At 71.4% G+C, this 25,357-nt stretch carries 24 protein-coding genes, 1 pseudogene and 1 riboswitch; of the genes and pseudogenes, 20 read left to right on the top strand and 5 right to left on the bottom strand.

Translation table 11 applies throughout. The annotated features are described in order from the left end of the window. Positions 1-361 precede the first annotated feature (361 nt). Both DV20_RS15260 and DV20_RS15255 read left to right on the top strand, forming a co-directional pair. A complete protein-coding gene (locus DV20_RS15260; RefSeq protein ID WP_043780639.1) occupies positions 362-847 on the top strand; it encodes a hypothetical protein in 486 nt (161 codons plus the stop codon). After that, positions 844-2,028, top strand: a complete 1,185-nt coding sequence (locus DV20_RS15255; protein ID WP_043780636.1) for an MAB_1171c family putative transporter — start codon at positions 844-846, stop codon at positions 2,026-2,028. Before DV20_RS15260 ends, DV20_RS15255 begins: the two co-directional genes overlap by 4 nt. A gap of 33 nt (positions 2,029-2,061) precedes the next feature. Here the strand turns inward: DV20_RS15255 and DV20_RS15250 are convergent, their stop codons facing one another. Continuing rightward, positions 2,062-2,964: an SMP-30/gluconolactonase/LRE family protein gene (locus tag DV20_RS15250; protein WP_043780635.1), complete on the bottom strand. Its 903-nt coding sequence runs from the start codon at positions 2,962-2,964 to the stop codon at positions 2,062-2,064. Positions 2,965-3,025: 61 nt separating this feature from the next. Between DV20_RS15250 and DV20_RS15245 the strand changes: the two genes are divergently transcribed. The 5 genes and pseudogenes from DV20_RS15245 (at position 3,026) to DV20_RS44935 (ending at position 6,331) form a co-directional block, all read left to right on the top strand. Continuing rightward, positions 3,026-3,472, top strand: a complete 447-nt coding sequence (locus tag DV20_RS15245; protein WP_043780633.1) for an Lrp/AsnC family transcriptional regulator — start codon at positions 3,026-3,028, stop codon at positions 3,470-3,472. 86 nt (positions 3,473-3,558) lie between these two features. Further along, positions 3,559-3,882: a PadR family transcriptional regulator gene (locus tag DV20_RS15240; protein ID WP_043780630.1), complete on the top strand. Its 324-nt coding sequence runs from the start codon at positions 3,559-3,561 to the stop codon at positions 3,880-3,882. After that, positions 3,879-5,114, top strand: coding sequence for a DUF1700 domain-containing protein (locus DV20_RS15235; RefSeq protein WP_043780628.1), 1,236 nt, complete (start codon positions 3,879-3,881; stop codon positions 5,112-5,114). Before DV20_RS15240 ends, DV20_RS15235 begins: the two co-directional genes overlap by 4 nt. A 73-nt stretch (positions 5,115-5,187) precedes the next feature. Next, positions 5,188-6,141 (top strand): annotated as a pseudogene (locus tag DV20_RS15230) (alpha/beta fold hydrolase). A 40-nt stretch (positions 6,142-6,181) separates the two neighbouring features. After that, positions 6,182-6,331, top strand: a complete 150-nt coding sequence (locus DV20_RS44935) for a hypothetical protein (protein ID WP_235190846.1) — start codon at positions 6,182-6,184, stop codon at positions 6,329-6,331. A 271-nt stretch (positions 6,332-6,602) separates the two neighbouring features. Here DV20_RS44935 and DV20_RS15225 read toward each other — a convergent pair whose 3' ends face one another. Further along, a complete protein-coding gene (locus DV20_RS15225) occupies positions 6,603-7,127 on the bottom strand; it encodes a general stress protein (RefSeq protein WP_043780627.1) in 525 nt (174 codons plus the stop codon). A gap of 212 nt (positions 7,128-7,339) precedes the next feature. Between DV20_RS15225 and DV20_RS15220 the strand changes: the two genes are divergently transcribed. Genes DV20_RS15220 through DV20_RS15205 form a run of 4 tightly spaced genes read left to right on the top strand, consistent with a single transcriptional unit; the run spans position 7,340 to position 11,550 of the window. Further along, positions 7,340-8,704, top strand: a complete 1,365-nt coding sequence (locus DV20_RS15220; RefSeq protein WP_200876427.1) for a glutamine synthetase family protein — start codon at positions 7,340-7,342, stop codon at positions 8,702-8,704. Continuing rightward, positions 8,685-9,419, top strand: coding sequence for a gamma-glutamyl-gamma-aminobutyrate hydrolase family protein (locus tag DV20_RS15215; RefSeq protein WP_043780623.1), 735 nt, complete (start codon positions 8,685-8,687; stop codon positions 9,417-9,419). The genes DV20_RS15220 and DV20_RS15215 overlap by 20 nt, the downstream gene beginning before the upstream one ends. Then, positions 9,416-10,783, top strand: coding sequence for an aldehyde dehydrogenase family protein (locus tag DV20_RS15210; protein WP_043780621.1), 1,368 nt, complete (start codon positions 9,416-9,418; stop codon positions 10,781-10,783). The genes DV20_RS15215 and DV20_RS15210 overlap by 4 nt, the downstream gene beginning before the upstream one ends. Next, the gene (locus DV20_RS15205) at positions 10,783-11,550 is read left to right on the top strand and encodes a 3-oxoacyl-ACP reductase (protein ID WP_043780620.1); all 768 of its coding nucleotides are present in this window, start codon (positions 10,783-10,785) and stop codon (positions 11,548-11,550) included. Before DV20_RS15210 ends, DV20_RS15205 begins: the two co-directional genes overlap by 1 nt. On the opposite strand, the gene DV20_RS15200 is transcribed toward DV20_RS15205, so the two are convergent. After that, positions 11,547-11,744: a hypothetical protein gene (locus DV20_RS15200; protein WP_043780618.1), complete on the bottom strand. Its 198-nt coding sequence runs from the start codon at positions 11,742-11,744 to the stop codon at positions 11,547-11,549. The two genes, DV20_RS15205 and DV20_RS15200, sit on opposite strands and share 4 nt — an antisense overlap. Before the next feature lie 72 nt (positions 11,745-11,816). On the opposite strand from DV20_RS15200, the gene DV20_RS15195 reads away from it, so the two are divergent. The 7 genes from DV20_RS15195 to DV20_RS15165 all read left to right on the top strand — a co-directional run bounded on the left by DV20_RS15195 (position 11,817) and on the right by DV20_RS15165 (position 21,404). Beyond that, complete coding sequence (locus DV20_RS15195) at positions 11,817-13,118, top strand: helix-turn-helix domain-containing protein (RefSeq protein WP_043780616.1); 1,302 nt, start codon at positions 11,817-11,819, stop codon at positions 13,116-13,118. 89 nt (positions 13,119-13,207) lie between these two features. Then, positions 13,208-13,301, top strand: a riboswitch (glycine riboswitch). A gap of 132 nt (positions 13,302-13,433) precedes the next feature. Further along, complete coding sequence (gcvP, locus tag DV20_RS15190) at positions 13,434-16,265, top strand: aminomethyl-transferring glycine dehydrogenase (RefSeq protein ID WP_043780968.1); 2,832 nt, start codon at positions 13,434-13,436, stop codon at positions 16,263-16,265. Positions 16,266-16,269: 4 nt separating this feature from the next. Next, positions 16,270-17,361 carry a glycine cleavage system aminomethyltransferase GcvT gene (gcvT, locus tag DV20_RS15185; protein WP_043780613.1) on the top strand — a complete coding sequence of 364 codons (1,092 nt, stop codon included), beginning with the start codon at positions 16,270-16,272 and terminating at the stop codon, positions 17,359-17,361. 11 nt (positions 17,362-17,372) lie between these two features. Next, positions 17,373-17,750 carry a glycine cleavage system protein GcvH gene (gcvH, locus tag DV20_RS15180; protein ID WP_043780611.1) on the top strand — a complete coding sequence of 126 codons (378 nt, stop codon included), beginning with the start codon at positions 17,373-17,375 and terminating at the stop codon, positions 17,748-17,750. Continuing rightward, complete coding sequence (gene glyA / locus DV20_RS15175) at positions 17,750-19,024, top strand: serine hydroxymethyltransferase (RefSeq protein ID WP_043780608.1); 1,275 nt, start codon at positions 17,750-17,752, stop codon at positions 19,022-19,024. Before gcvH ends, glyA begins: the two co-directional genes overlap by 1 nt. Beyond that, positions 19,021-20,022: a lipoyl synthase gene (lipA, locus tag DV20_RS15170; RefSeq protein ID WP_043780607.1), complete on the top strand. Its 1,002-nt coding sequence runs from the start codon at positions 19,021-19,023 to the stop codon at positions 20,020-20,022. Before glyA ends, lipA begins: the two co-directional genes overlap by 4 nt. A gap of 14 nt (positions 20,023-20,036) precedes the next feature. Continuing rightward, positions 20,037-21,404 carry an L-serine ammonia-lyase gene (locus DV20_RS15165; RefSeq protein WP_043780604.1) on the top strand — a complete coding sequence of 456 codons (1,368 nt, stop codon included), beginning with the start codon at positions 20,037-20,039 and terminating at the stop codon, positions 21,402-21,404. 75 nt (positions 21,405-21,479) lie between these two features. On the opposite strand, the gene DV20_RS15160 is transcribed toward DV20_RS15165, so the two are convergent. Then, a complete protein-coding gene (locus DV20_RS15160; protein WP_235190845.1) occupies positions 21,480-21,656 on the bottom strand; it encodes a hypothetical protein in 177 nt (58 codons plus the stop codon). Positions 21,657-21,813: 157 nt separating this feature from the next. Here DV20_RS15160 and DV20_RS15155 point away from each other — a divergent pair, with 157 nt between their 5' ends. Both DV20_RS15155 and DV20_RS44030 read left to right on the top strand, forming a co-directional pair. Next, positions 21,814-22,533 (top strand): FadR/GntR family transcriptional regulator, encoded by a 720-nt coding sequence (locus DV20_RS15155; protein WP_043780603.1) that lies wholly within the window; start codon positions 21,814-21,816, stop codon positions 22,531-22,533. Between the two features lie 287 nt (positions 22,534-22,820). Then, complete coding sequence (locus DV20_RS44030; RefSeq protein ID WP_235190844.1) at positions 22,821-24,662, top strand: transglycosylase domain-containing protein; 1,842 nt, start codon at positions 22,821-22,823, stop codon at positions 24,660-24,662. 1 nt (position 24,663) lies between these two features. Here the strand turns inward: DV20_RS44030 and DV20_RS15145 are convergent, their stop codons facing one another. Further along, positions 24,664-25,320: an O-methyltransferase gene (locus tag DV20_RS15145; protein WP_043780601.1), complete on the bottom strand. Its 657-nt coding sequence runs from the start codon at positions 25,318-25,320 to the stop codon at positions 24,664-24,666. Positions 25,321-25,357: the final 37 nt, after the last annotated feature.

Raw genomic sequence — 25,357 nt, 5'->3', positions numbered from 1 at the left:
GTCCCGCGAACTGCTGGGCCGGGTCCCGCGAACCGTCGGGCCGGATCGCGTGAACCGTCGGGCCGGGCGGCGCGAACCGTCGGGCTGGGTCCCGCGAACCGCCGGGCCGGGCGCCGCGAACTGGCGGGCCGGGTCCCGTGAACCGCCGGGCCGGATCCCGGTTCGCCGCTGGGGAACCATGTGCGGCGTCCGCGCGTCGGATTTTCGCCCGGTCGCGCAACCCCACGCGCTTTGCCGCGTTGAACCTGCCGTAGCCGTTCGGCCGGGGTGTGGCGAGGGAGGCCTGACTGTGGCGCGACCACCGTGGCGGCGGCGACCGGCCCGGTCGCTCTGGAAGCGGGCCCGCGAAGTCGCCGATGCCGTGAGCTTGCCGGAACCGTTCGACGCCGAGGGCTTCGTCGCGGGCCTGGCCGCCGAACGCGGCCGCCCCATCGAGCTGATGCCGGTCAGCGCGCCCGAAGGCGCGCCGTGCGGGTTGCTGATGAGCACCGAACGCGCCGACTACATCCTGTACCCGACCAACACGACCGCGCTGCACCGGCGGCACATCCTGCTGCACGAGGTCGGGCACCTGCTGTGCGGGCACGTCGGTTCCGACGCCGGCGCCGACGGCATCGCCATCGACGCCGCCGCCGGACGGCAGCTCATGCCGAGTCTCTCGCCCGAACTCGTCCGGCGGGTGCTCGGGCGCACCACCTACTCGGAGGTCGAGGAGCGCGAAGCCGAACTCGTCGCGAGCCTGCTCGCGCAGCGCGTCGTCCGGCCCGCGGAGCCGCGCGAACCCGCGCCCGGCGTCCCGGACGGCGTGCGGCGCTTCGATTCCGTGTTCGGCCGCCGCACGCCGTGATCGAAACCCTCGCCTACTACCTCTGCCTCGCGGGCTTCGCCGGGTTCGGGTACAAGCTGATCGAGGCGCGCCGCAGCCAGCCGCCGCGCACGATGTGGTTCCTCGCGGGCTTCGGGATCTGCATCGCCACCGGCATCGTCGTGCTGACGCCGGCGATGTCGGCCCTCGCCGGCCCGGGCCCGGTGGCCGAATGGGTCCTGAGCCTGGCGGGCGACGAACTGAAGCTGGGCGCGATCGGCTTCGCGGTGGCGTTCACGCAGTCGGTGTGGCGCGGCGAAGGCGCCCGGCTCGCTCCGCACGCGTTGTTCACCGGAGCGACGATGGTGCTCCTCGCGGTGTTCTTCGCGCTTTCCGAACCACGGCGCGTGGGCGACGACACGGTCTTTTCGGACGCCGCCCTGCCGTTCGCCGTGGCCGACAAGGTGGTGTTCCTGTTCTACAGCCTGATCAGCCTCGGCCTGCTGTTCGCGGTGTTCGTCCGCAGCGCGTGGCACGCGCGGCCGGGACCGTTGCGCGCGGGACTGTGGCTGCTGGTGATCGGGGTGGGTGCGGCGACCGCCTGGACGTTCTGGGACGTCGACGACGTCGTGCAGCTCGCGCGGGCGGCCCGGATCGGCGCCCGCGAGGACCTGCCGTCCTCGGTGCTCGCGGCGGTGACGGTCGGTTTCGTGGCGGCCGGGGCGACGCTCAGCGCGTGGTCACCGGCGGTGTCGTCGGTGATCGGCCGGGTCCGCGCGTACCGGGCGTACCGCCGCATCGAGCCACTGTGGACGGCGCTGCGTTCGGCGGTCCCGGGCATCGCACTGGACCCGGGCCGCGAACTGGCGGGAGGAGCGGAATTCGCGCTGTACCGCAGGGTGATCGAAATCCGCGACGGCCACCTGGCCCTGCGAGCCCACTTCGACCCGGACCTCCCGCCCCGAGCCGAGGCGGCGGCGCGCCGCGCGGGAGTCCGCGAGGCGGAGGTGGCGGCAACGGTGGAAGCGGTGACCCTGGCCGCGGCCATCGAGGCGGGCCGCGCGGGACGCCGTTTCGAGCGCGAACCCGGCCACGGGGTGCACCCGGACACGGAGGCGGAAGCGGACGTGGCGGCGGAGGCGGCCTGGCTGGTCCAGGTGAGCCGAGCTTGGCGCCGCCGCGACGCGGTGGTGCAGCGAGTGAAGGCGGGCATGCGCGGCTAGCGGGGACTGATCAGCCCGCGCCGCAACATGGCCTCAGCGCGGGTATCGAGCTCCGTTCACCGTCACCCTCAGCGTGTACAGCGAACTCGAAGCCGTGATGAACAGCTCGTTCCCCCTCGCGCCGCCGAAGGTGAAGTTCGAACACACCTCCGGGATGCGCAGCTTCCCGATCCTCGTCCCGTCCGGGGCGAAACAGTGCAGCCCGTCGTGCGCCGCGGCCCAGACCTGGCCTTCGCTGTCCACCCGGACTCCGTCGAAGCCGCCGCTGTCGCTCGTCGCGAAGATCTCGCCGCCCGTCAGCCTGCCGTGGCCGGCGACCGCGAACACCCTGATGTGACTGGGAGTCTGGCGCGTGTCCGCGATGTACAGCCGTGACTCGTCCGCCGAAAACGCCAACCCGTTCGGCCGGCTGAAGTCATCCGCCACGATCGTCACCGAGCCGTCCGGGGCCGCTCGGTACACGTGGCACGCGCCGATCTCGCTCTCGGCCCGGTAGCCCTCGTAGTCGCTGTCGATCCCGTAACTCGGGTCGGTGAACCAGATGGACCCGTCCGAGTGCTCGACCACGTCGTTCGGGCTGTTCAGCCGCTTGCCCCGGTACTCCGACGCCAGGACCGTGATTGAGCCGTCGTGCTCCGTGCGCGTCACGCGGCGGGGGCCCTGCTCGCAGCTGATCAGGCGGCCCTGGCGGTCGACCGTGTGGCCGTTCGCGTACCCGGACGGCTGACGGAACACGCCGACCTGGCCGGTCGTCTCGTCCCAGCGCAGGGTGCGGTCGTTCGGGATGTCGCTGAACACCAGGTAGCGGCCGGCCGGGAAGTACGCCGGCCCCTCCGTCCAGCGGCAGCCGGTGTGCAGGCGCTGCGTCCACTCGTCGCCGTTGACGCGCCGGAACCGCTCGTCCAGCACCTGGAAGTCCGTCTTGATCAGGTCCATCCGTCACCCCTAATGAGATTCTGTGAAAAGCATGTATCACCGAACTTGATATGGTCAAGTCATGGATGACGTGGATCGTAGGCTGCTCGGCGAACTGCAGCGGGACGCGACCCAGGCCTACGCCGCCCTCGGCAAGGCCGTTGGGCTCTCCGCGGGCGCGGCGCACGAGCGCGTGCGCAAACTCCGCGAACAGGACGTGATCCGGCGGACCACTGTGGACGTCGACCCGGCTGCGGTCGGCCGTGGGGTTGCGGCGTTCGTCCTCGTCGAGGCGAACGCCTGGATGGGAGACCGGCCGGTGCGCGAAGCCCTCGAGGCGCTGCCGGAAGTGGTGGAGGCCCACGTCATCGCGGGTCCCGCCTCGCTGCTCGTCAAGGTGCGCACGGCGACGACCGAAGACCTCCAGGCGTCGCTGCGCCGGCTGTTCGCGATCGACGGCGTCACCGGCACGCAGACCATCGTGGTCCTCGAATCCTTCTTCGAGCGGCCGGTGGACACCCGGGCCTGAACCGTCCGGCACACTGATCGGCCCTCCGCCGTGCACACTACTGTGCAATGCGTGGTACCTTCCCAAGCGTAAGACTGGAGGGTGCAGTGGAGATCAGTCAGCTGCTCAAGGGCGTACTCGATCTCGCCGTCCTCGCGGTGCTCCGCGAAGAAGACGGCTACGGGTACGACGTACTGCGAAGACTCCGGGCCGCCGGCCTGGACGAAGTGGGGGACGCGTCGGTGTACGGGACGTTGCGCAGGCTCTACAAAGCCGGCCTGCTGACCTCGTACGTGGTGCCCAGTGAAGAGGGGCCCCACCGCAAGTACTACAGCCTGAACGAGCCGGGCCGGGCCCGGCTCGCGGAGTCGGGCAAGACGTGGCTGAGCTTCGCATCGACGATGAACGCGCTTTTGGGAGAGGCAGCATGAGCGACAAGCCGACCGCCGTGCGGGTGTATCTGGCGCGGGTCCGGACCGCGCTCGCCGACCTGCCCGCGGGCGAGATCGAAGAAATCCTCGAGGACGTCCGCCCGCACCTGGCCGAACTGGAGGCCGAGCTCGGGGAGGGCGCCCGCGTCGAGGCCCTCATCGAACGGCTCGGCACGCCGGAGAGCTACGCCGCCGAGCTGCGGGCGTCCGGCGGGTACCCGGCGCCGGGGGAGGGCGCCACGCAGGTGCTCACCACCACCGCGCCCAGCCTGGTGAAACCGCGGATCGCGTTGTGGGGGCTGGTGTTCTGCTCGCTGGGGCTCGCTCTGCTCGCGTTCAGTGCCACCGTTTCCCGCAGCCCGGGCGCCTTCACCGGCCTGCTGCTGTTCGCGCCGGTGTTCCTCGTCAGCCTGGCGCTGCTGCTGCGCGACGGGGTCGAGCCGGTGCTGGCGCTGCCGGAAGTGGGCTGGTTGCGGGCCACGATGGCCAAGGGGCGCGAGCAGGAGGACACCGGCAAGTTCCTGCGCTACGCCGGTTCGCTCAAACCGGCGTGGTGGGTGGTGTGCGCCGTCGTGCTGGTCGTGCTCGGGCTGCTGCTCATGCTGCGGCACCGGAGTGCGGTGCTGCTGCTGCCGTTCCTGGTCCTCGCGGCCGTCGGCGCCCTGTGGGCCGGCCCGCGGGTGCGGAACGACCGGCGGCTGCTGTGGATGGCGGTGCCGATCTCGGCGTTCGTCATCGGCGGCGTGCTCGGCGGACTCGGCGCGGCGATCGACCTGTTCGCCCGCGGGGGCTCCTCGAACCCGCCGCCGTACTACCAGTCTTCGTCCGACCACTACGGCAACGACCAGCTGACCTACGGTGGCCGCGACGTCGAGAACGTCTACGCCTTCGACGCCGACGGCAAGCCGCTGACGGAGGTCTACCTCTACGACGAAGAGGGCAGGCCGCTCACGCTGACCCGCTACGCCTGCGAGCGCTCCAGCGGCAGCCGGCAGAAGATCGGGGAGGACAACCGGTTCCCCCGGCCGAAGATCGAAGTGGGCGTCACCGACGATCAGGGCAACTACAACGGCTACAACGGCTACCGCGGTGCCTGCCGCGAGCTGGCGGGCGTGCCGTTCAGCGCCGCCATTCCGAAGGTGACGGTGCCGCCCGCGACGACCACGCCGCCGGCCTCACCGACTCCGACCCCGACCCCGACTCCGACGCCGGCTCCGACACCGACCCGGTGACGGGACGGGCGCGTTCACCCGTTCCGAACGCGCCCGAAACGCCGGGCGAACGCGAGCGTGCTGAGCTGGGCGGGTGACGTCACCCACGGACCGTTTCGCCCCGCAGACCCGGGTCGTCCACGGGTACGAGCGCGCCTACCGGATGGCCGGGAGCGGACCCGCCCTGCTCTTCCTGCACGGCATCGGCGACGACTCGTCGACCTGCTGGCTTCGCTGTCGGCCGACTTCACGGTGATCGCGCCCGACCTACTCGGCCACGGCTCTTCGGCCAAGCCGCGCGCGGACTACTCGGTCGCGGCTTACGCGTGCGGCATGCGCGACCTGCTGACCGCCCTCGACGTCGACCGCGTGACGGTGGTCGAGCATTCGCTCGGCGGCGGTGTCGCGACGGGAGTTCGCCTACCAGTTCCCGGAACGGTGCGAGCGTCTCGTGCTGGTCGGTTCGGGTGGGGTCGGGGCGGGCGTCCACCCGCTGCTGCGCCTGGCCGCGGCGCCGGGGGTGGGGCTGGTGCTGCCGCTGCTGGGGACGCCGCCCGCGGTGGCGGCGCTGCGCGGGTTCGCCGGGCTGCTGCGGGTCTTCGACGACGCGGACCTCGACTACGTGCTGACCCGGTACGCGCGCCTGGTCGAGCCGGGCACGCGCTCGGCGTTCCTGCGGACGCTGCGCTCGGTCGTCGACTGGCGCGGGCAGGTGGTCAACATGCTGGACCGCTGCTACCTGACCGAGGGCATCCCGACACTGCTGGTGTGGGGCACGGAGGACAGGGTGGTGCCGAGCGGCCACGCGCTGCGGGCGCACCGGGCGATGCCGGGCAGCCGGCTGGTCCTCTTCGAGGGCGCGGGCCACTTCCCGCACCGGTCGGATCCGGAGAGGCTCTTGGGGATCCTGCGGGAGTTCCTGGCCGAGACGCCGCCGGCGCGGTACGACCGCGCGCGGTGGGGGAAGCTGCTGCGAGCGGGCCGTCCGGCGGAAAGTGCCGAGCCGGCGGGGATGCCGGACGTGCCGGCGGTGTCGTCGGGCACCTGAGCAGCCCCCGTTCCCGCACCGGTCGGATCCGGAGAGGCTCTTGGGAATCCTGCGGGAGTTCCTGGCCGAGATGCCGTCGGCGCGGTACGACCGCGCGCGGTGGGGGAAGCTGCTGCGGGCGGGCCGTCGGGTGGAAAGTGCCGAGTCGGCGGGGATGCCGGACGTGCCGGTGGTGTCGTCGGGCACCTGAGCAGCCCCGGTTTCCACGCTACCGGCGGCCACCGACGGTTCCGGGCCACCGGTGGGGCTTGTGTGGATGACCGGGGGTCGGCTCGGCATTGTGGACAACTCGGGCCGCACGTGCCGAGAACGCCCGAAACTGTCGGGCCTCCCCGATAGCGTGGAAACGGGGGCTGCTCGGACACGGCGAAGGGGACACGGGAGCTGCTCGAACACGGCGAAGGCCGCCTCCCGTGGGGGGCGGCCTTCGCTCTTCCGATGTGCAGTGGCCGAACGCTGGGTCAGTGGCCGAACGCGCTGCGCGCCGCGAGGTCGGCCAGCAGGGCGCGGCCCTTCTCGGCGTTGCGCGGCTGGGACAGGACGTCGTAGCGGCGGGCCACCAGCTGGCTCTGCGAGATGAACCCGCGCTTGTTGCGGTTCACCGCGTAGCCCAGCGCGCCGAAGAGCAGGTTGAACCCGAGACCGGCGACGAGGCCGATCACGATCGGCACCAGGCCGGCGCCGGGGTTCAGCAGGCTGAGCATCAGGCCGAGGAACAAGCCGAACAGCGCGCCGGACGTCGCCGCGCTGCCGAGGACCTTGCCCCACGACATCTTGCCCGCGACCCGCTCGACGAGCAGCGGCTCCACGCCCACGATCGTGACGTCGGTGACGGGGAAGTCCGCGCCCGCGAGGTGGTCGACCGCCCGCTGTGCCTGCTCGTAGGACTCGTACGAACCGATCGGCCAGCCGGTGGGCAGGGTCGGCAGCTGGGGCCGGGCCTGCTGCTGCTCGCCGAACGTGCTCTGCGTGAATGCTGTGGTCATCGATCTCACCTCTCTTGTCCCGTTCAACGTGCGGCCACCCCCGTTTTCCTCCCGCGCGGGCGAATTCACAGACTCTTCTCAGCCGGGCAACCCGGACAATCCGGCCGCCGTCGCAATGGTTCAAAAAGATACCTTTGTTCCGGTTGACCCGGCGGGGCTCACCGGGTAGGAAGGACCGGCAAAGGATTCATACCAAACCTTTGGGGCGACGGATGGCACGCAGGCGAGGCATGCTCACGCTCGACGAACTCACCGCGCGCGTGGACGCGGGCACGATCGACACCGTGCTCGTCGCGCTCACCGACATGCAGGGCAGGCTGCAGGGCAAGCGCTGCTCGGCGGAGTACTTCCTGGACGAGGTCGTCGGCCACGCCACCGAGGCCTGCAACTACCTGCTCGCCGTCGACGTCGACATGAACACCGTCGGCGGCTACGCGCTCTCCTCCTGGGACAGCGGCTACGGCGACTTCGTGCTGCGTCCCGACCTCGAGACACTGCGGGAGATCCCGTGGCAGGAGGGCACCGCGCTCGTGCTCGCCGACGTCGAGCGCGTGCAGGGCGGCCCGGTCTCGGTGTCGCCGCGCCAGATCCTGCGCCGCCAGCTCGACCGCCTCGCCGAACGCGGGCTCGCCGCCTTCGTCGGCACCGAACTCGAGTTCATCGTCTTCGACGACACCTACGAAGCCGCCTGGGACAAGCGCTACCACGGCCTCAAGCCCGCCAACCAGTACAACGTCGACTACTCGATGCTGGGCACCGCCCGGCTGGAGCCGTTGCTGCGCCGCATCCGCAACGACATGGCCGGCGCCGGGCTCTACCCCGAGTCCGCCAAGGGCGAGTGCAACCCCGGCCAGCAGGAGATCGCCTTCCGCTACACCGATGCCCTGAGCACGTGCGACAACCACAGCGTCTACAAGAACGGCGCCAAGGAGATCGCCGCGCAGGAGGGCAAGAGCCTCACCTTCATGGCGAAGTACAACGAGCGCGAGGGCAACTCCTGCCACATCCACATCAGCCTGCGCTCCACCGAGGGGCGCGCGGTTCTCGCGGGCGACGGCGAGCACGGCTTCTCGAAGCTGATGGAACACTTCCTCGCCGGCCAGCTCGCCGCGCTGCACGAGCTGACGTACTTCCTCGCGCCGAACATCAACTCCTACAAGCGGTTCGTGCCCGGCAGCTTCGCGCCGACCGCGATCGCCTGGGGCACCGACAACCGCACCTGCGCGCTGCGCGTCGTCGGGCACGGCGAGTCCCTGCGCGTCGAGAACCGGGTGCCGGGCGGGGACGTCAACCCGTACCTCGCCGTCGCCGCGCTCGTCGCCGCCGGGCTGCACGGCATCGAGAACGAGCTCGAGCTGGAAGCGCCCTTCACCGGCAACGCCTACGACTCCGACCGCGCCACCGTGCCGACCACCCTGCCCGAGGCCGCCGCGGCCCTGGCGGGCAGCGACCTGGCGCGCGCGGCCTTCGGCGACGAGGTCGTCGACCACTACCTGAACGCGGCGAAGATCGAAATCGACGCCTACAACGCCGCCGTCACCGACTGGGAGCTCGTCCGTGGCTTCGAGCGCCTTTAAGCCCGTCATCGGGCTGACGTCCTACCTGGAACCCGCGAAGTTCCTGGTCTGGGACACCGAGGCCGCGCTGCTGCACCGGGTCTACCTCGACTGCGTCGTCGCGGCGGGCGGCATCCCGGTGCTGCTCCCGCCGGTGTCCGACGCGCACGACCGGCTGGTGTCCACTGTGGACGGGCTGGTGCTCACCGGCGGCGCCGACGTCGAACCCGCGCGCTACGGCCACGAGCCGCACCCGGCCACCTACGTCCGGCCGGAGCGGGACGCCTTCGAGTTCGGCCTGTTCGACGCCGCGCGCCAGGCGGGCAAGCCGGTGCTCGGCGTGTGCCGCGGCCTGCAGGTGATGAGCGTCGCCCTCGGCGGCACCCTGACCCAGCACCTGCCGGAGGCCACGGGAACGACCGGGCACCAGCCCGCGCCGGCGACGTTCGGCCGGGGCACGGTCACGCTCGCCGAAGGCAGCCGGGCCGCCGCGATCCTGGGGGCCGAGACCAAGACGCTCTGCTACCACCACCAGGCCATCGACCGGCTCGGCACCGGTCTGGAAGCGGTCGGCCGGTCCGCCGACGGCACGATCGAGGCCGCGGAGGTGCCCGGCGAGTTCACGCTGGGCGTCCAGTGGCACCCCGAGCAGGACACCGACGACGTCCGGCTGTTCCAGGCTCTCGTCGAAGCGAGCGTCGAAGCGAGCGTCGAAGCGAGCAAGGAGAACCGATGACCACCAGTTTCGACGTCCTCAACCCGGCCACCGAGGAGGTGGTGCGGACGGTGGCGCTGACCAGCGCCGAAGAAACGGACGCGGCGATCGCCCGCGCGCACGCGGCCTTCCCGGCCTGGCGGGACGTCACCCCCGGCGACCGCGCGCGGCTGCTGCGCCGCTTCGCCGACGCCGTCGAGGCCGACATCGAGCACCTCGCGCGGCTGGAGGTCGAAAACTCCGGGCACACCATCGGCAACGCCCGCTGGGAGGCGGGCAACGTCCGCGACGTCCTCAACTACTACTCCGCCGCCCCCGAACGCCTGCTCGGCCAGCAGATCCCGGTGCCGGGCGGCATCAACGTCACCTTCCACGAACCCCTGGGCGTGGTCGGGGTGATCGTGCCGTGGAACTTCCCGATGCCGATCGCCGGCTGGGGCTTCGCGCCCGCGCTCGCCGCCGGCAACACCGTGGTCCTCAAGCCCGCCGAGCTGACGCCGCTGACCGCCATCAGGCTGGCCGAGCTGGCGCGCGAGGCGGGCATCCCCGAGGACGTCTTCCAGGTGCTGCCCGGGAAGGGCTCGGTGGTCGGACAGCGGTTCGTCGACCACAGGTACGTGCGCAAGGTCGTCTTCACCGGCTCCACCGAGGTCGGCAGGCAGATCATGGCCGGCTGCGCGGCGCAGGTGAAGCGCGTGACGCTGGAGCTCGGCGGCAAGAACGCCAACATCGTCTTCGCCGACTCCGACCTGGAGAAAGCCGCGGCGACCGCGCCCTACGGCGTCTTCGACAACGCCGGCCAGGACTGCTGCGCCCGGTCGCTGATCCTGGTGCAGGCGAGCGCGTACGACCGGTTCATGGAACTACTGGAGCCCGCGGTGCACGGCGTCGTCGTCGGCGACCCCGGCGACGAGAAGACCGAGATGGGGCCGCTGATCTCGGCCGCGCACCGGGAGAAGGTCGCCTCCTACGTCCCGGACGACGCGCCCGTCGCCATCCGCGGCACCGCGCCCGCGGGGCCCGGCTTCTGGTTCCCGCCGACCGTCCTCACCCCGCCCGACCTGCGCCACCCGGCCGCGGCGGAGGAAGTCTTCGGCCCGGTCGTCGCCGTCGTGCCCTTCGCCGAGGAGGCCGACGCGATCCGGATGGCCAACGCGACCGAATACGGCCTGTCCGGGTCGATCTGGACCCGCGACGCCGGTCGCGCGTTCCGGGTCGCGCGCGGCGTCGAATCCGGCAACCTCTCGGTGAACTCGCACTCGTCGGTGCGCTACTGGACGCCGTTCGGCGGCTTCAAGCAGTCCGGCCTCGGCCGCGAGCTCGGCCCGGACGCCGCCGCGGCGTTCACCGAGACCAAGAACGTCTTTCTGAGCACGGAGGAGTAATGGTCCAGCGTTTCGAAGGCCGCGTCGCGGTCATCACCGGCGGCGCGAGCGGCATCGGGCTCGCCTCGGCCCGGCGCCTGGCCGGCGAAGGCGCGAAAGTCGTGATCGCCGACCTCACGCCGGATTCGGGCAAGGCCGCGGCCGACGAGATCGGCGGCGCGTTCGTCCAGACCGACGTCACCGACGCCGAGCAGGTCGAGTACCTGTTCCACAGCACGGTGGAGCAGTTCGGCTCGGTCGACGTCGCCTTCAACAACGCCGGCATCTCGCCGCCGGAGGACGACTCCATCCTCACCACCGGCATCGAGGCGTGGGAGCGGGTCCAGCGGGTCAACCTGACGTCGGTGTACCACTGCTGCAAGGCCGTCCTGCCGCACATGCAGCGCCAGGGCCGGGGCTCGATCATCAACACGGCCTCGTTCGTGGCGGTGATGGGCGCGGCGACGTCGCAGATCTCCTACACCGCGTCCAAGGGCGGTGTGCTCGCGATGAGCCGCGAGCTCGGCGTGCAGTTCGCGCGGGAGAACATCCGCGTCAACGCGCTCTGCCCGGGCCCGGTGAACACCCCGCTGCTCAAGGAGCTGTTCGCGAAGGACCCGGAACGCGCGGCGCGGCGGCTGGTCCACGTGCCGGTCGGCCGGTTCGCCGAGCCGGAGGAGATCGCGGCCGCGGTCGCCTTCCTGGCCAGCGACGACGCCAGCTTCATCACGGCCTCGCAGTTCCTGGTCGACGGCGGCATCTCCGGCGCGTACGTCACCCCGCTCTAACGCCTGGTCGGTTTCTTGACGCCGTAGACCTCCCGCAGGTAGTTCCAAGCGGCGTTGAGCTTCTTGCGCTCTTCGGAGATCTGCCGTTCGCGACGCCGCAGGATGCGCGTGGCGATCTCGGAGGCGAGGAAGGCGCCGGCGGCGAAGGTCAGCACGCCGACGATCAGGGTCAGTGCGACGACGGTGGTGGTCATGGTGACCAGCGTCGGAGCGCCGTGGGCGGGTTGTCCCCGCACAAAGCTAGCGGGTTTCGTTAGCTTTGTGAGGTGACGCACTGGCGCGCCGACGAGTGGGCGGAAGCGGTCCGGGCCGGCATCCGCGCCCGGGGGCTGTCCCTGGACGAGGCCGCCCGCCGCATCGGCGTCCCGACGTCGACCCTGCGCAGCTGGATCGAGCACCGGCACGCGCCGAAGGTGACGGTGTTCGACCACTGGCCGCAGCTCGCCGAGGTCACCGGGCTCGGGGAGGCCGAGCTCCTGCGCGTCGCCGGTGTGCTGCCGGAAAGCCTCGCTTCGGCGGTGCACGTGGCCCAAGCCGCGAAGGCGCTGCGGGAGGGCATCGACCGGGCCGGGCAGTTCCTCCGGCAGGCCACCGCGCTCGTCTACTCCTCGCCCGGCACGCAGGTGGCGAACGCGATCGCGGCGTCGCCGACCGACTGGGAGATGCGGATCCGCTCGGCCACCCGCGGCGACGAGGTCCGCGTCACCTACCACCACTACGTCGGGATCGTCCCGCCGCGGGACCTGCCCTACGACGACGCCGAGGTGCGCCGCGTCATCGAGCACGACGTCCTCGGCGAGCTGTGGGGCCCGCTGGGGCTGTACTGGCGGGACGCCGAGGTGCACGACTGGCACGAGCCGCCGCGGCTGGTGATCCAGGTGCCGGAACAGGAGGCGACGCGGCCGCCCGTGCCGTCACCGGTCGTCGCCGCGCCGCCGGTGGTCGTGCTCTCGCCGATCTGGGGCTACGGCGAGCTGCTGGCGTCGCTGGTCGCCGACGGGCTCGGGTTCGGCAACGTCGACTTCCGCTACTTCGGCCTCCCGGACGCGATGGCCGACCGCGTCCGGATCACCGCCCGCGAGCTGGCCGAACCCGCGCCGCGGCTGGTCCACTCGGTCCCGCCGATCATGCTGCTGCACGGCCTGGCCGTGCCGGACCTGACCGGACGGCTCCCGGTCGTCGTCCGCTACGGGCCGCGGATGCGTGCCCGGGCGGCCCGCATCTACCGCTCGGCATTGCTCGAAGCGGGCTTCGACGACCCGCTGGAAGGGGCCCGGGCGATCGAGAAGGCGATCTCGGTCCCGCCGGGCTGCGCGTACTTCGAGGTGACGCTCGCCGACGAGGACGTCTTCGACGGCGACCGGCCGTCCCTGGACCGGCTCAACGACGCGGTGGCCTGGCACGCCGAGCACCTCGTCGAGCAGGTCCTGCTGGGCGCGGGCCTGCCCCCGGTCCCGCTGGGCGGCCCGCTCAAGCGCCTGGTCCTGCCCTCGGGCCGGGTCCGCCGTCCGCCGGTGCTGGCCGGCCGGGTGGTCCGCCGGGTCGCCGCCGGGCCCATCGAGGCGTGATCGAGGGGCACTGTGGTGTGGGCCGGGTGATGTAGACGGGTCCCGGAACCGCCGGGTACCGTGACCGTCACAACTGCAGATCGGGCCGTCGAGCCGAGGCGGGAGAGCCCTCACGAAATCGGTGGGGCACCGAAGGAGCAAACTCCCCGGAATCTCTCAGGTACCTGCTACCGCTTCGCGCGAGGCCACTCTGGAAAGCAGGCGCACCCGCGCCTCACCCAAGGTGAAAGCCGTGTCGCACACGGTGAAACTCTCAGGTGCCATGACAGAGGGGGAGTTCCAGCGCACTGGTGTGCCCGGCCCGAGGAGCTCCCGATCACTTCTACGCAGTTCGACGCCCGCCACATCGGCCCGTCCGAGACCGAACGCGCGAAGATGCTGGCCGAATGCGGCTACGGCAGCCTGGACGCCCTCGTCGGCGCCGCCGTCCCCAGCGCCATCCGCGCCACCCGTGACCTCGTCCTCCCGCCGGCGGCGTCCGAAGAGGACGCCACCGCCGAGCTGCGTGCCCTCGCCGCGCGCAACCGGCCGATGACGCAGATGATCGGGCTCGGCTACTCCGACACCGTCACGCCCGGCGTGATCCGCCGCAACGTCCTCGAGAACCCGGCCTGGTACACCGCGTACACGCCCTACCAGCCGGAAATCTCGCAGGGACGGCTCGAAGCCCTCCTCAACTTCCAGACCATGGTCGCCGACCTGACCGGCCTGGCCACCGCGAACGCGTCCCTGCTGGACGAGTCGACCGCGGTCGCCGAGGCCGTCACCCTGATGCGGCGCGCGTCGAAGTCCAAGTCCAACACGGTCATCCTCGACGCCGAATGCCTGCCGCAGACCATCGCCGTCGTGCGCACGCGCGTCGAGGCGCTGGGCATCGAGGTCGAGGTCCGTGATCTGCTCACCGGCCTGCCCGACGAGTTCTTCGGCGTCGTCGTCCAGTACCCGGGCGCGTCCGGTGTGCTGCGCGGCCGCGGCTTCTACCACGCGATTTCCGAGTCGGCGAAGGCCGCGGGCGCGCTGTTCACCGTCGCCGCCGACCTCCTCGCGCTCACCCTGATCACCTCGCCCGGCGAGTTCGGCGCCGACGTCGCCGCCGGGTCGACGCAGCGCTTCGGTGTCCCGCTCGGCTACGGCGGCCCGCACGCCGGGTACATGTCCGTCCGCTCGGGCCTCGAGCGCTCGCTGCCCGGGCGCCTGGTCGGCGTCTCGGTCGACGCCGACGGCAACCCGGCCTACCGCCTCGCGCTGCAGACGCGGGAGCAGCACATCCGCCGCGAGAAGGCGACGTCGAACATCTGCACCGCGCAGGTCCTCCCGGCCGTGCTGGCCGCGATGTACGCGGTCTACCACGGCCCGGACGGCCTGAAGAAGATCGCCCGGCGCGTCCACGGTCTCGCCGCGGGCTTCGCCGTCGCCCTGCGCACCGGCGGCGTCGAGGTCGTGCACGAATCCTTCTTCGACACCGTCGTCGCGCGCGTGCCCGGCAAGGCCGCCGAGGTCCACGCGGCGGCCCGCGAAGCCGGCATCAACCTCGGTCACGTCGACGCCGACCACGTCCGCGTCGCCTTCGACGAGGTCAGCACGCCCGCCATCACCGCGAAGGTGCTGCGTGCGTTCGGCATCGAGACCGACGTCGACGACAGTGCCGCCCTGCCCAACGGCCTGGCCCGCGAGAGCGGCTTCATGGGCCACGAGGTCTTCGGCACCCACCGCTCCGAGACGGCGATGCTGCGTTACCTGCGCCGGCTGTCCGACCAGGACTACGCCCTCGACCGCGGCATGATCCCGCTCGGCTCCTGCACGATGAAGCTCAACGCCACCGCCGAGATGGAGCCGATCAGCTGGCGCGAGTTCGCCGGCATCCACCCGTTCGCGCCGGCCGAGGACGCCGAGGGCTACCACGTCCTCGTCGCGCAGCTCGCCGAGTGGCTGGCGGAGGTGACCGGCTACGACAAGGTGTCGCTCCAGCCGAACGCGGGCAGCCAGGGCGAGCTCGCCGGGCTGCTGGCCATCCGCGCCTACCACCGCGCGAACGGCGACGAGGGCCGGGACGTCTGCCTGATCCCGTCGTCCGCGCACGGCACCAACGCCGCTTCCGCGGTGCTGGCCGGGATGCGCGTGGTCGTCGTCAAGTGCACCGACGAGGGCAACGTCGACCTGGCCGACCTGCGGTCCAAGGTGGACGCCCACCGCGACACCCTCGCCGCGATCATGGTCACGTACCCGTCCACGCACGGCGTCTACGAGCACGGCATCGACGAGCTGGCGAAGATCGTGCACGACGGCGGCGGCCAGGTCTACGTCGACGGCGCGAACCTCAACGCCCTGCTGGGGCTGGCCAAGCCGGGCGAGTTCGGCGGCGACGTCTCGCACCTGAACCTGCACAAGACGTTCTGCATCCCGCACGGCGGTGGCGGCCCGGGTGTCGGCCCGGTCGCGGTGCGCGCGCACCTCGCGCCCTACCTGCCCAACCACCCGCTGCTCGACGCCGCCGGCCCGGAGACCGGCGTCGGCCCGATCAGCGGCGCGCCCTACGGCTCGGCGTCGATCCTGCCGATCTCGTGGGCGTACGTCCGGATGATGGGCGCGCCCGGCCTGACCGCGGCCACGAAGGTCGCCGTGCTGGCGGCCAACTACGTCGCTTCGCGCCTGGCGCCGCACTACCCGGTGCTCTACACGGGCCAGGACGGCCTGGTCGCGCACGAGTGCATCCTCGACCTGCGCCAGATCACCAAGGAGACCGGCGTGACGGTCGACGACGTCGCGAAGCGGCTCATCGACTACGGCTTCCACGCGCCGACGATGTCGTTCCCGGTGGCGGGGACGCTGATGGTCGAGCCGACCGAGTCCGAGGACCTGGGCGAGATCGACCGGTTCTGCGACGCCATGATCGCCATCCGCGCCGAGATCGACGAGGTGACCAACGGCCGCTGGAGTGCCGAGGAATCGCCGTTGCGGGGTGCCCCGCACACCGCGGAGACGCTGGTCGGGGAGTGGGACAAGCCCTACGACCGGGAACTCGCGGTGTACCCGTCGGGTGTTTCGCGCAAGAACAAGTACTGGCCCCCGGTGCGTCGCATCGACGGCGCCCGCGGCGACCGTAACCTCGTGTGCTCCTGCCCGCCCCTCAACGCTTACGAAGGCTGAACCCGTGTCACGCGAAACCTCCCTGCACGGAGTCCACAAGGGACTCGGTGCGCTGTTCACCGACTTCGCCGGCTGGTCGATGCCGGTCCGGTACGCCAGCGAACTGGCCGAGCACAAGGCCGTCCGCGAGGCGGCCGGGCTGTTCGACCTGTCGCACATGGCCGAGATCCACGTCACCGGGAAGCAGGCGGCCGACGTCCTGGACTTCGCGCTGGTCGGCAACCTGTCCGGGGTCAAGCCGGGCCGGGCGCGGTACACGATGATCTGCGACCCCGAGGGCGGGGTCCTGGACGACCTGGTCGTCTACCGGCTGGCCGACGAGCACTACCTGGTCGTGGCGAACGCGGGCAACGCGAAGGTCGTCGCGGACGCGCTGGCCGAGCGGGTCGCGGGCTTCGACGCCGTCGTGGACGACAAGTCCGAGACCACCGCGCTGATCGCCGTCCAGGGCCCGAACGCCGCGGCGATCCTCGGCGCCGTGACCGACGCCGACCTGGACGCGCTCAAGTACTACGCGAGCGTCCCGGCGTCGGTGAAGGGCCACGACGTCCTGCTCGCCCGCACCGGCTACACCGGCGAGGACGGCTTCGAGCTGTTCGTCGACGCCGACGAGGCTCCGGCGCTGTGGCGCCTGCTGCTGGAGGCCGGCGAGCCGCACGGCCTGGTCCCGGCCGGTCTCGCCTGCCGCGACACGCTGCGTCTCGAAGCCGGGATGCCGTTGTACGGCAACGAACTCACCGTCGAGCAGAGCCCCTTCGAAGCCGGGCTCGGCCGCGTGGTCAAGTTCGAGAAGCCGGGCGACTTCGTCGGCCGCGCGGCCCTCGAAGAGCGGTCCAAGGCCGACGTCCCGCGCGTGCGCGTCGGGCTGAAGGGCGCCGGCCGTCGCGCTCCCCGGCACGGCTACGCGGTGCTGGCCGACGGCCGCGAGATCGGCGAGGTCACCAGCGGCGCGCTGTCGCCCACCCTCGGTTACCCGATCGCCATGGCCTACGTCGATCGGGCGTACGCCGAGCCCGGCACCGAGCTGTCCGTCGACATCCGCGGCAGGATCGAGCCCGTCGAGGTCGTCGCCCTGCCCTTCTACTCCCGCGCGTAAGGACTCTTCCTGTGAGCATCCCCGAGAACCTGCAGTACACGAAGGAACACGAGTGGCTGAAGGTCGAGGACGGCATCGCCACCGTCGGCATCACCGCCTTCGCCGCCGAATCGCTCGGTGACATCGTGTTCGTCCAGCTGCCCGAAGCGGGCTCGGCCATCACCGCCGGCGAGGTGTTCGGCGAGGTCGAGTCGACCAAGTCGGTCAGCGAGCTGTACGCGCCGGTCTCCGGCGAGGTCGTCGAGGTGAACGGCACCACATCGGACACCCCCGAGGTCATCAACTCCGACCCCTACACCGAAGGATGGCTCCTGAAGGTGCGTCTGACCGGGGACGTGCCGGACCTGCTCGACGCCGCCGCGTACGCCGCGCACACCCAGGAGAACTGATGCCGACTTTCGACGCCCACCTCGCCGACGTCGACCCCGAGGTCGCCGCCGCCGTCGCGGACGAGCTGACCCGCCAGCAGTCCACCCTGGAGATGATCGCCTCCGAGAACTTCGCCCCGGTGGGCGTGCTCGAGGCGCAGGGCTCGGTGCTCACCAACAAGTACGCCGAGGGCTACCCGGGCCGCCGCTACTACGGCGGCTGCGAGCACGTCGACGTCGTCGAGCAGCTCGCCATCGACCGCGCGAAGGCGTTGTTCGGCGCCGAGCACGCCAACGTCCAGCCGCACTCGGGCGCCCAGGCCAACGCGGCCGCGATGTTCGCCGTGCTCAAGCCGGGCGACACGATCCTCGGCCTCGACCTGGCGCACGGCGGCCACCTGACGCACGGGATGAAGATCAACTTCTCCGGCAAGCTGTACAACGTCGTCGCCTACCACGTCGACAAAGAGACCGGGATCGTCGACCTCGCCGAGATCGAGCGCCTCGCCGTCGAGCACGAGCCGAAGCTGATCATCGCCGGCTGGTCCGCCTACCCGCGTCAGCTCGACTTCGCCGAGTTCCGCCGGATCGCCGACAAGGTCGGCGCGCGCCTGATGGTGGACATGGCGCACTTCGCCGGGCTGGTCGCGGCCGGGCTGCACCCGTCGCCGGTGCCGCACGCCGACATCGTCACCACGACCACGCACAAGACCCTCGGCGGCCCGCGCGGCGGACTCATCCTCTGCCGCGAGGAACTGGCGAAGAAGATCAACTCGGCGGTGTTCCCCGGCCAGCAGGGCGGGCCGCTGGAGCACGTCATCGCGGCCAAGGCCGTCGCGCTGAAGATCGCCGCGAGCCAGGAGTTCAAGGAGCGCCAGCAGCGCACCCTCGAAGGCTCCCGCATCCTGGCTTCGCGGCTGTCGCGGGAAGACTGCGCTTCGGCGGGGGTGCGGGTGCTGACCGGCGGCACCGACGTCCACCTGGTGCTGGTCGACCTGGTCCAGTCCGCGCTGGACGGTCAGCAGGCCGAGGACCGGCTGCACGAGGTCGGCATCACGGTCAACCGCAACGCCGTCCCGTTCGACCCGCGCCCGCCGATGATCACCTCGGGGCTGCGGATCGGCACGCCGGCCCTGGCCACCCGCGGCTTCCAGGCCGAGGACTTCGCCGAGGTCGCCGACATCATCGCGGAAGCGCTGAAGCCGGACTTCGACGACGCCGTGCGGTCCCAGCTCCGCGGCCGCGTGGAGAGCCTGGCGAAGAAGCACCCGCTGTACGCGGACCTTTCCCGATGAGCGCGTCGCCCGAAGGCCGGAAGCTGCTGCGTCTCGAGGTTCGCAACAGTGAGACGCCGATCGAGAAGAAGCCGTCGTGGATCAAGACGCGGGTGCGGATGGGTCCGGAGTTCACCGAGCTCAAGGGTCTCGTGCGCCGCGAAGGTCTGCACACGGTGTGCGAAGAGGCTGGTTGTCCCAACATTTACGAGTGCTGGGAGGACCGCGAGGCCACGTTCCTGATCGGTGGGGATCAGTGCACTCGGCGGTGTGACTTCTGTCAGATCGACACGGGTAAGCCTGCCGAGCTGGATCGGACCGAGCCGCGGAAGGTCGCCGAGTCGGTGCAGGCCATGGGTCTGCGGTATTCGACGGTCACCGGCGTCGCCCGGGACGACCTGGAGGACGGCGGTGCATGGCTGTACGCGGAGACCGTCCGGCAGATCCATGCGTTGAACCCGGGTACGGGTGTGGAGTTGCTGATCCCGGATTTCAATGCTGATCCGGTGCAGTTGGCGGAGGTGTTCGGGTCGCGGCCGGAGGTGCTGGCGCACAACGTGGAGACGGTGCCGCGGATTTTCAAGCGGATCCGTCCCGGTTTCCGGTATGCGCGTTCGTTGGAGGTCATCACGAAGGCTCGTGAGGCCGGTCTGGTGACCAAGTCGAACCTGATCCTGGGTATGGGCGAGACCCCGGACGAGGTGGCTCCGGCCATGCGGGATCTGGTGGATGCCGGGTGCGAGATCCTGACGATCACGCAGTATCTGCGTCCCTCGCCGCGGCACCACCCGGTGGACCGGTGGGTGAAGCCGGAAGAGTTCGTCGAGCACTCCAAGGCCGCCGAGGCGATGGGCTTCGCCGGTGTCATGGCCGGGCCGCTGGTGCGATCGTCGTACCGCGCGGGACGGCTCTACGCCCAGACCAAGCGTCACCGTGGGGAAGAGCTGCCGGAAAACCTGGCGCACCTCGCCGACCAGGGCCCGGCTTCGCAAGAGGCCAGCTCGCTGCTGGCGCGATAGGAAGGGGCGGATCAATGGCGATCAGCGTCTTCGACCTGTTTTCCATCGGCATCGGCCCGTCGAGCTCCCACACCGTCGGGCCGATGCGAGCGGCACTGACCTTTGTGGACGGACTCGGCGCGGAACTCGGCTCGGTGTCGCGCGTCCAGGCCGAGCTGTTCGGCTCGCTCGGCGCGACCGGGTTCGGCCACGGCAGCGACAAGGCCGTCCTGCTCGGGCTGTCGGGTGAGCGTCCCGAAGAGATCGACACCGACACGGTGCCGGGCAAGATCGCGTCGATCCGGGAGTCCGGGCGGCTGGTACTGGCCGGCACGCACGAGATCGCCTTCGACGAGGACACCGACCTCACCATGCACCGGCGCAAGTCACTGCCGGCGCACCCGAACGGCATGGTGTTCCGCGCGTTCGACGCCTCGGGGTCGCTGCTGCGCGAGCGGACCTACTACTCGGTGGGCGGCGGTTTCGTCCGCGACGAGTCCTACGAGACGGACACGGTGTTCGTCGAGGACTCGACGCCGGTGCCGTACCCGTTCCGCACCGGCGCGGACCTCTTGCAGCACTGCGCGGCGACGGGGATGTCCATCAGCGAGGTCATGCTGGCGAACGAGCTGTCCTGGCGTTCGCGCGACGAGGTGCGGGCCGGGCTGCTGCGGATCTGGGCGGTCATGGCCGAGTGCGTCCGCAACGGCTGCACCCACGAAGGCGTGCTGCCGGGCGGCCTCAAGGTGCCCCGGCGGGCCCGCGCGCTGCACGAGAAACTCCTGGCCGAGGACGGCGCGGACGACCCGCTGTACGCGATGGACTGGGTGAGCCTGTACGCCCTCGCCGTCAACGAGGAGAACGCGGCGGGCGGCCGCGTGGTGACCGCCCCGACCAACGGCGCGGCGGGCATCATCCCGGCGGTGCTGCACTACTACCAGCGGTTCATCCGCCACTCGACGGACGACGGGATCGTGACGTTCCTGCTCACCGCGGGCGCGATCGGCTCGATCCTCAAGCAGACGGGCTCGATCTCCGGCGCCGAGGTCGGTTGCCAGGGTGAAGTGGGCTCGGCCTCGGCGATGGCGGCGGCGGGCCTGACGGAGGTCCTCGGCGGAACCCCGGCCCAGGTGGAGAACGCGGCGGAGATCGGGGTGGAGCACCACCTCGGCCTCACGTGCGACCCGGTGGGCGGCCTGGTCCAGATCCCGTGCATCGAGCGCAACGCGGTGGGCGCCTCGAAGGCCATCCACGCGGCCCGCATGGCCATGCGCGGCGACGGCAGCCACGTGGTGACGCTGGACAAGGCGATCAAGACCATGCGCGAGACGGGCGCCGACATGAGCGTGAAGTACAAGGAAACCGCCCGCGGCGGCCTCGCGGTCAACGTCATCGAGTGCTGACCTGGGGGGCACTTTCACGTGGAAGTGCCGCGACTGCTGACCCTGGGGGGCACTTTCACGTGAAAGTGCCCCGGGTCAGGGCCGGGGGTCGTCCGGTTCCACGGCCAGCTTCAAGCCGACCTCGACCAGCCGCCAGCCCAGCTGCTGCTTCCGCGTTCCCGTGCGGCGGCGAGGTGTGGCCCGGCCGGGTGGGCGGTTGCGCACGCCGCGGCGCAGCTCGCCCTCCCGCTCGTGGACCAGATCTTCAGCCATCAGGAAGTGCACCGGATCGCCCCCTGCGTCGATGTTCGGTGTCGGTGCGCCCATCGTCGCGAAGAGTGGCCGTCCGGTGCCACCGGTTTTCCGCACCGCGAACACAGGGTGATGGCCGCGCCTGCCCGAGGGCGGGCGGCCCGCCTAGACTCGCGGGATGGAGTCGACTCCGGTGGTGAATGCCGGCGAAGCGCTGTTCCGGCCGGTCCGCACCGGCAACGCCTTCGAGGAGACCGTCGAGCGGCTGCTGCAGGCCATCCGGCTGGGAGTCGTCGGCGCGGGGGAGCGGCTGCCGTCCGAACGCGAGCTCGCCGAGCGGCTCGGCGTCAGCCGGGTCACGCTGCGCGAGGCCATCCGCGCCCTCTCCGACGCCGGTTACGTCGAGTCACGGCGGGGCCGCTACGGCGGGACGTTCGTGCACGACACCCTGCCGGCCCCGCCCGAGCCCGGGGGCGAGGTCGACGCCGTTTCGCTGGAAGACGCGCTGAGCCTCCGCTACGTCCTCGAGACCGGCGCCGCCGAGATGGCCGCCGCGCGGTCGCTGAGCCCCGCCGACCGACGGCACCTCACCGGCACGCTCGCCGAAGCCGCCGGCGCGGACCTCGACGACTACCGCCGCAAGGACTCCCGCCTGCACCTGGCCATCGCCGAGGTGACCGCGTCCGGCTCGCTGACCACGGCGATGGCCGACGCCCGCACCCGCGTCAACCAGCTGCTCGACCGGATCCCCCTGCTCCCGCCCAACCTCGAGCACTCCAACGCCCAGCACGAGACGATCGTCGACGCCATCCTGGCCGGCGACGCGCCCGCCGCGCGCCGGGCGATGGCCGAGCACATCGAAGGCACCGCTTCGCTGCTGCGCGCCTTCCTGTCCTGAGCGCCCGTCAGCCGTCGTCCCGGTGGCCCGCGTCGTAGCGGCGACGGTGCGCCGCGATCCGCCGCCGGTGCGTGGTGGCCCAGGATCCGGAGGACCCGCCGGCAGACCTCTTCGGCCGGTTCGCGGCGGGCAGGGGACGGGGGATGAGCAGGACGTTGATGATCGCCGGGCCGGGCCGGGCCGGGGCTGGGGATGGGCGATCGAGGCGGCGGGGGTCTTCACAGGATTCGAACAACCCTCGTTGCTTCTCCACCGAACCTTCCTCTCCGGCCGGCCGTCATCTGTTCGTGACCTTGCCGACGGAGGAAGAAGACCAGCCCGGCACCCCGAAGTGGCGCCGCGTCCGGCGGATCGCCGGCTGGACGTCCGGTGTCCTGATCGGCGGCCCGCTGATCGCCTTCTGGGTCGCCTACCTCGTGCTCGACGTCCGCAGCCCCCAGGAAGTGCTCGCCGGGCTCGACAAGACCGTCGTGCTGCAGTACGCCGACGGGTCCGAGCTGCTCAAGGTGGTCCCGGCCGACGGCGACCGCCGGTTCGTCCCCTACGCGCAGGTGCCCGCCAAGCTGCGGGACGCGATCATCGCCACCGAGGACCCCACCTTCTGGGACAACCAGGGCTTCGACCCGACCGGCATCGGCCGCGCGTTCCTCACCGGCGTCGGCGGCGGGTCCGGGATCACCCAGCAGTACATCAAGAAGTCCACCGGCGACGAAGACGCGACGCTCGGGCGCAAGTTCGCCGAGCTCGTGCTGGCCACGAAGATCACCCAGGAGCAGAACAAGGAACAGATCTTCGAAAGCTACGTCAACATCATCTCCTTCGGCCGCGGCACGTTCGGTCCCGCCGCCGCGATGAACGCCTACTTCGGCAAGCCGCTCGACGAGTCCATCACCTGGAGCGAAGCCGCCTTCCTCGCCGGGATGATCCAGTCGCCGTCCGTGCACGACCCCGCCGCCTCCGGCGACGGCCACGCGACCCGGCGCTGGCAGTACGTGCGCGACAAGCTCGTCAGCCGCGGGTACGTGCGCAGCGACGAGCCGATGGCCTACCCCGGCAACGAGATCCAGCCGCCGTCGGAGACCCGGGCCGGCCGGGTCACCTACGACGAATTCCACGTCAAGCAGCAGGTCCTGGCCGAGCTGGAACAGGACGGCTTCCCCCTCGGCCGGCTCCAGCAGGGGAACATGACGGTAGAGACGACGCTGGACCGCGCCCGGCAGGACGCCGCGAAGAAAGCCCTGCGGAACAGGCTGCACGGCGCGCCGAAGGAGTTCCGCGGGGCCGTCGTCGCGATCGACCCGGCGACCGGGGCCGTCCGCGCCTACCAAGGCGGTGAGCAGGGCGTCCGCGACTACGCGGGGACCCCGCACGCGCTCGGCACGGCGTTCCACCCCTTCACGCTCGCCGCGGCGCTGCGCCGCGGCTACGGCCTCGACCAGCCGATCCCGGCACCGTCGAAGCTGACGTTCCTCGGCGAGACCTTCCAGTACCCGGACGTCTGCGGCCCGAAGTGCACGCCGCGCTCGGCGATGGAAACGCACGCCGACGGCCCGTTCATCGCGCTGGCGAAGAAGCTCGGCCCGGAAGCGCTGAGCGAAGCCGCCCGGCAGGCGGGGATCCCGGACGCCGTCGACGGCGTTCCCACCCTGCGCGAGAAGGACGGCTTCCTCATCGGGGCGGGCATCGCCATCGGCCGCTACCCGCTGCGGCCGCTGGACGTGGCCGGGGCCTACGCGACCTTCGCCAACGACGGCCGGCGCGCCACCCCGCACCTGGTGTCGAAGGTGCGCGACGAAAGCGGCTCGGTCGTCTGGGAACACCACGACAGCGCGGCCCCGGCGTTCGGCGACGAAGGAACGAGCCGCCGCGTCGCCGCGCAGGTCACCGAGACCTTGCGCGGCGACGGCGGCCCGGCGGCGCTGCGCACCGGCGAGGCCGAGCACGGCAACAGCCCGGACTACCAGGACGCCTGGGCCATCGGCTACACCCCGCAGCTGGCCACGGCGGTCTGGATCGGCTCCGACGACGAGCGGCGGCTGAAGGACGCGAGCGGCCGCAAGCTGACCGGCGACTCCGTCCCGGCCGACGTCTGGCGCGCGTTCGCGGCGGCCGCGGGGCCGCCGCGGTGAGTCAGCGGACCAGGGCCAGCACGAACCCGTCGTGGCCCTTGCCGCCGACCGTCTGGACCGCGGTCGCGTCGATCCGGTCCTCGGCGGCCAGCACGTCGAACATCTCGCGGGCGCCGCGGACGTTCGGGTCTTCGCTGCCCGCGTCGGCCACCCGGCCCTGCCGGACGACGTTGTCGACGACGATCGCCGTCCCCGGCCGGGACAGCGCCAGCGAGGCGCGCACGTAGTTCGCGAGGTTGGCCTTGTCGGCGTCGATGAACACGAAGTCGAACGGCCCGGTCAGCGTCGGCAGCGTGTCGAGCGCGGCGCCGACCCGGATGTCGACGACGTCCTCGCCGAAGCCCGCCCGCGTCAGGTTGGCCCGCGCGACCTCGGCGTGCTTCGGCTCGTATTCGCAGGTCACCAGCTTGCCGCCGGCCGGCAGCGCGCGGGCGAGCCAGATGGTGCTGTACCCGCCGAGCGTGCCGATCTCCAGGATCGTCCGCGCCCCGGCCATCCGGGCCAGCAGGTTGAGCAGCTTGCCCTGGTTGGGCGCGACGGCGATCTGCGGCAGCCCGGCGGCGTCCGCGTCGGCCAGCGCGGCGTCGAGCGCGGGGTCGGGGGCGAGCAGCGCGCCGGCGAGGTAGTCGTCGACTTCGGTCCAGTTCTGGTCGGTCATGGCACCTCCACGGCCAATCTAGCCCGGGTGGGATCAT

Origin of the sequence: Amycolatopsis rifamycinica (genome assembly GCF_000695625.1) — a bacterium.
Classification (GTDB): Bacteria; Actinomycetota; Actinomycetes; order Mycobacteriales; family Pseudonocardiaceae; genus Amycolatopsis; species Amycolatopsis rifamycinica.
Note: the sequence above shows the minus strand (reverse complement) of the source record. Positions and strands in the feature narration are given on the sequence as shown.

What these genes read in the sequence shown, in the direction of transcription:
- DV20_RS15250 (WP_043780635.1), bottom strand. Translation starts at nt 2,964, where the DNA reads ATGGACCTGATCAAGACGGACTTCCAGGTGCTGGACGAGCGGTTCCGG.
- DV20_RS15245 (WP_043780633.1), top strand. Translation starts at nt 3,026, where the DNA reads ATGGATGACGTGGATCGTAGGCTGCTCGGCGAACTGCAGCGGGACGCG.
- DV20_RS15235 (WP_043780628.1), top strand. Translation starts at nt 3,879, where the DNA reads ATGAGCGACAAGCCGACCGCCGTGCGGGTGTATCTGGCGCGGGTCCGG.
- DV20_RS15225 (WP_043780627.1), bottom strand. Translation starts at nt 7,127, where the DNA reads ATGACCACAGCATTCACGCAGAGCACGTTCGGCGAGCAGCAGCAGGCC.
- DV20_RS15220 (WP_200876427.1), top strand. Translation starts at nt 7,340, where the DNA reads ATGGCACGCAGGCGAGGCATGCTCACGCTCGACGAACTCACCGCGCGC.
- DV20_RS15210 (WP_043780621.1), top strand. Translation starts at nt 9,416, where the DNA reads ATGACCACCAGTTTCGACGTCCTCAACCCGGCCACCGAGGAGGTGGTG.
- DV20_RS15205 (WP_043780620.1), top strand. Translation starts at nt 10,783, where the DNA reads ATGGTCCAGCGTTTCGAAGGCCGCGTCGCGGTCATCACCGGCGGCGCG.
- DV20_RS15200 (WP_043780618.1), bottom strand. Translation starts at nt 11,744, where the DNA reads ATGACCACCACCGTCGTCGCACTGACCCTGATCGTCGGCGTGCTGACC.
- glyA (WP_043780608.1), top strand. Translation starts at nt 17,750, where the DNA reads ATGCCGACTTTCGACGCCCACCTCGCCGACGTCGACCCCGAGGTCGCC.
- lipA (WP_043780607.1), top strand. Translation starts at nt 19,021, where the DNA reads ATGAGCGCGTCGCCCGAAGGCCGGAAGCTGCTGCGTCTCGAGGTTCGC.
- DV20_RS15165 (WP_043780604.1), top strand. Translation starts at nt 20,037, where the DNA reads ATGGCGATCAGCGTCTTCGACCTGTTTTCCATCGGCATCGGCCCGTCG.
- DV20_RS15160 (WP_235190845.1), bottom strand. Translation starts at nt 21,656, where the DNA reads ATGGCTGAAGATCTGGTCCACGAGCGGGAGGGCGAGCTGCGCCGCGGC.
- DV20_RS15155 (WP_043780603.1), top strand. Translation starts at nt 21,814, where the DNA reads ATGGAGTCGACTCCGGTGGTGAATGCCGGCGAAGCGCTGTTCCGGCCG.
- DV20_RS15145 (WP_043780601.1), bottom strand. Translation starts at nt 25,320, where the DNA reads ATGACCGACCAGAACTGGACCGAAGTCGACGACTACCTCGCCGGCGCG.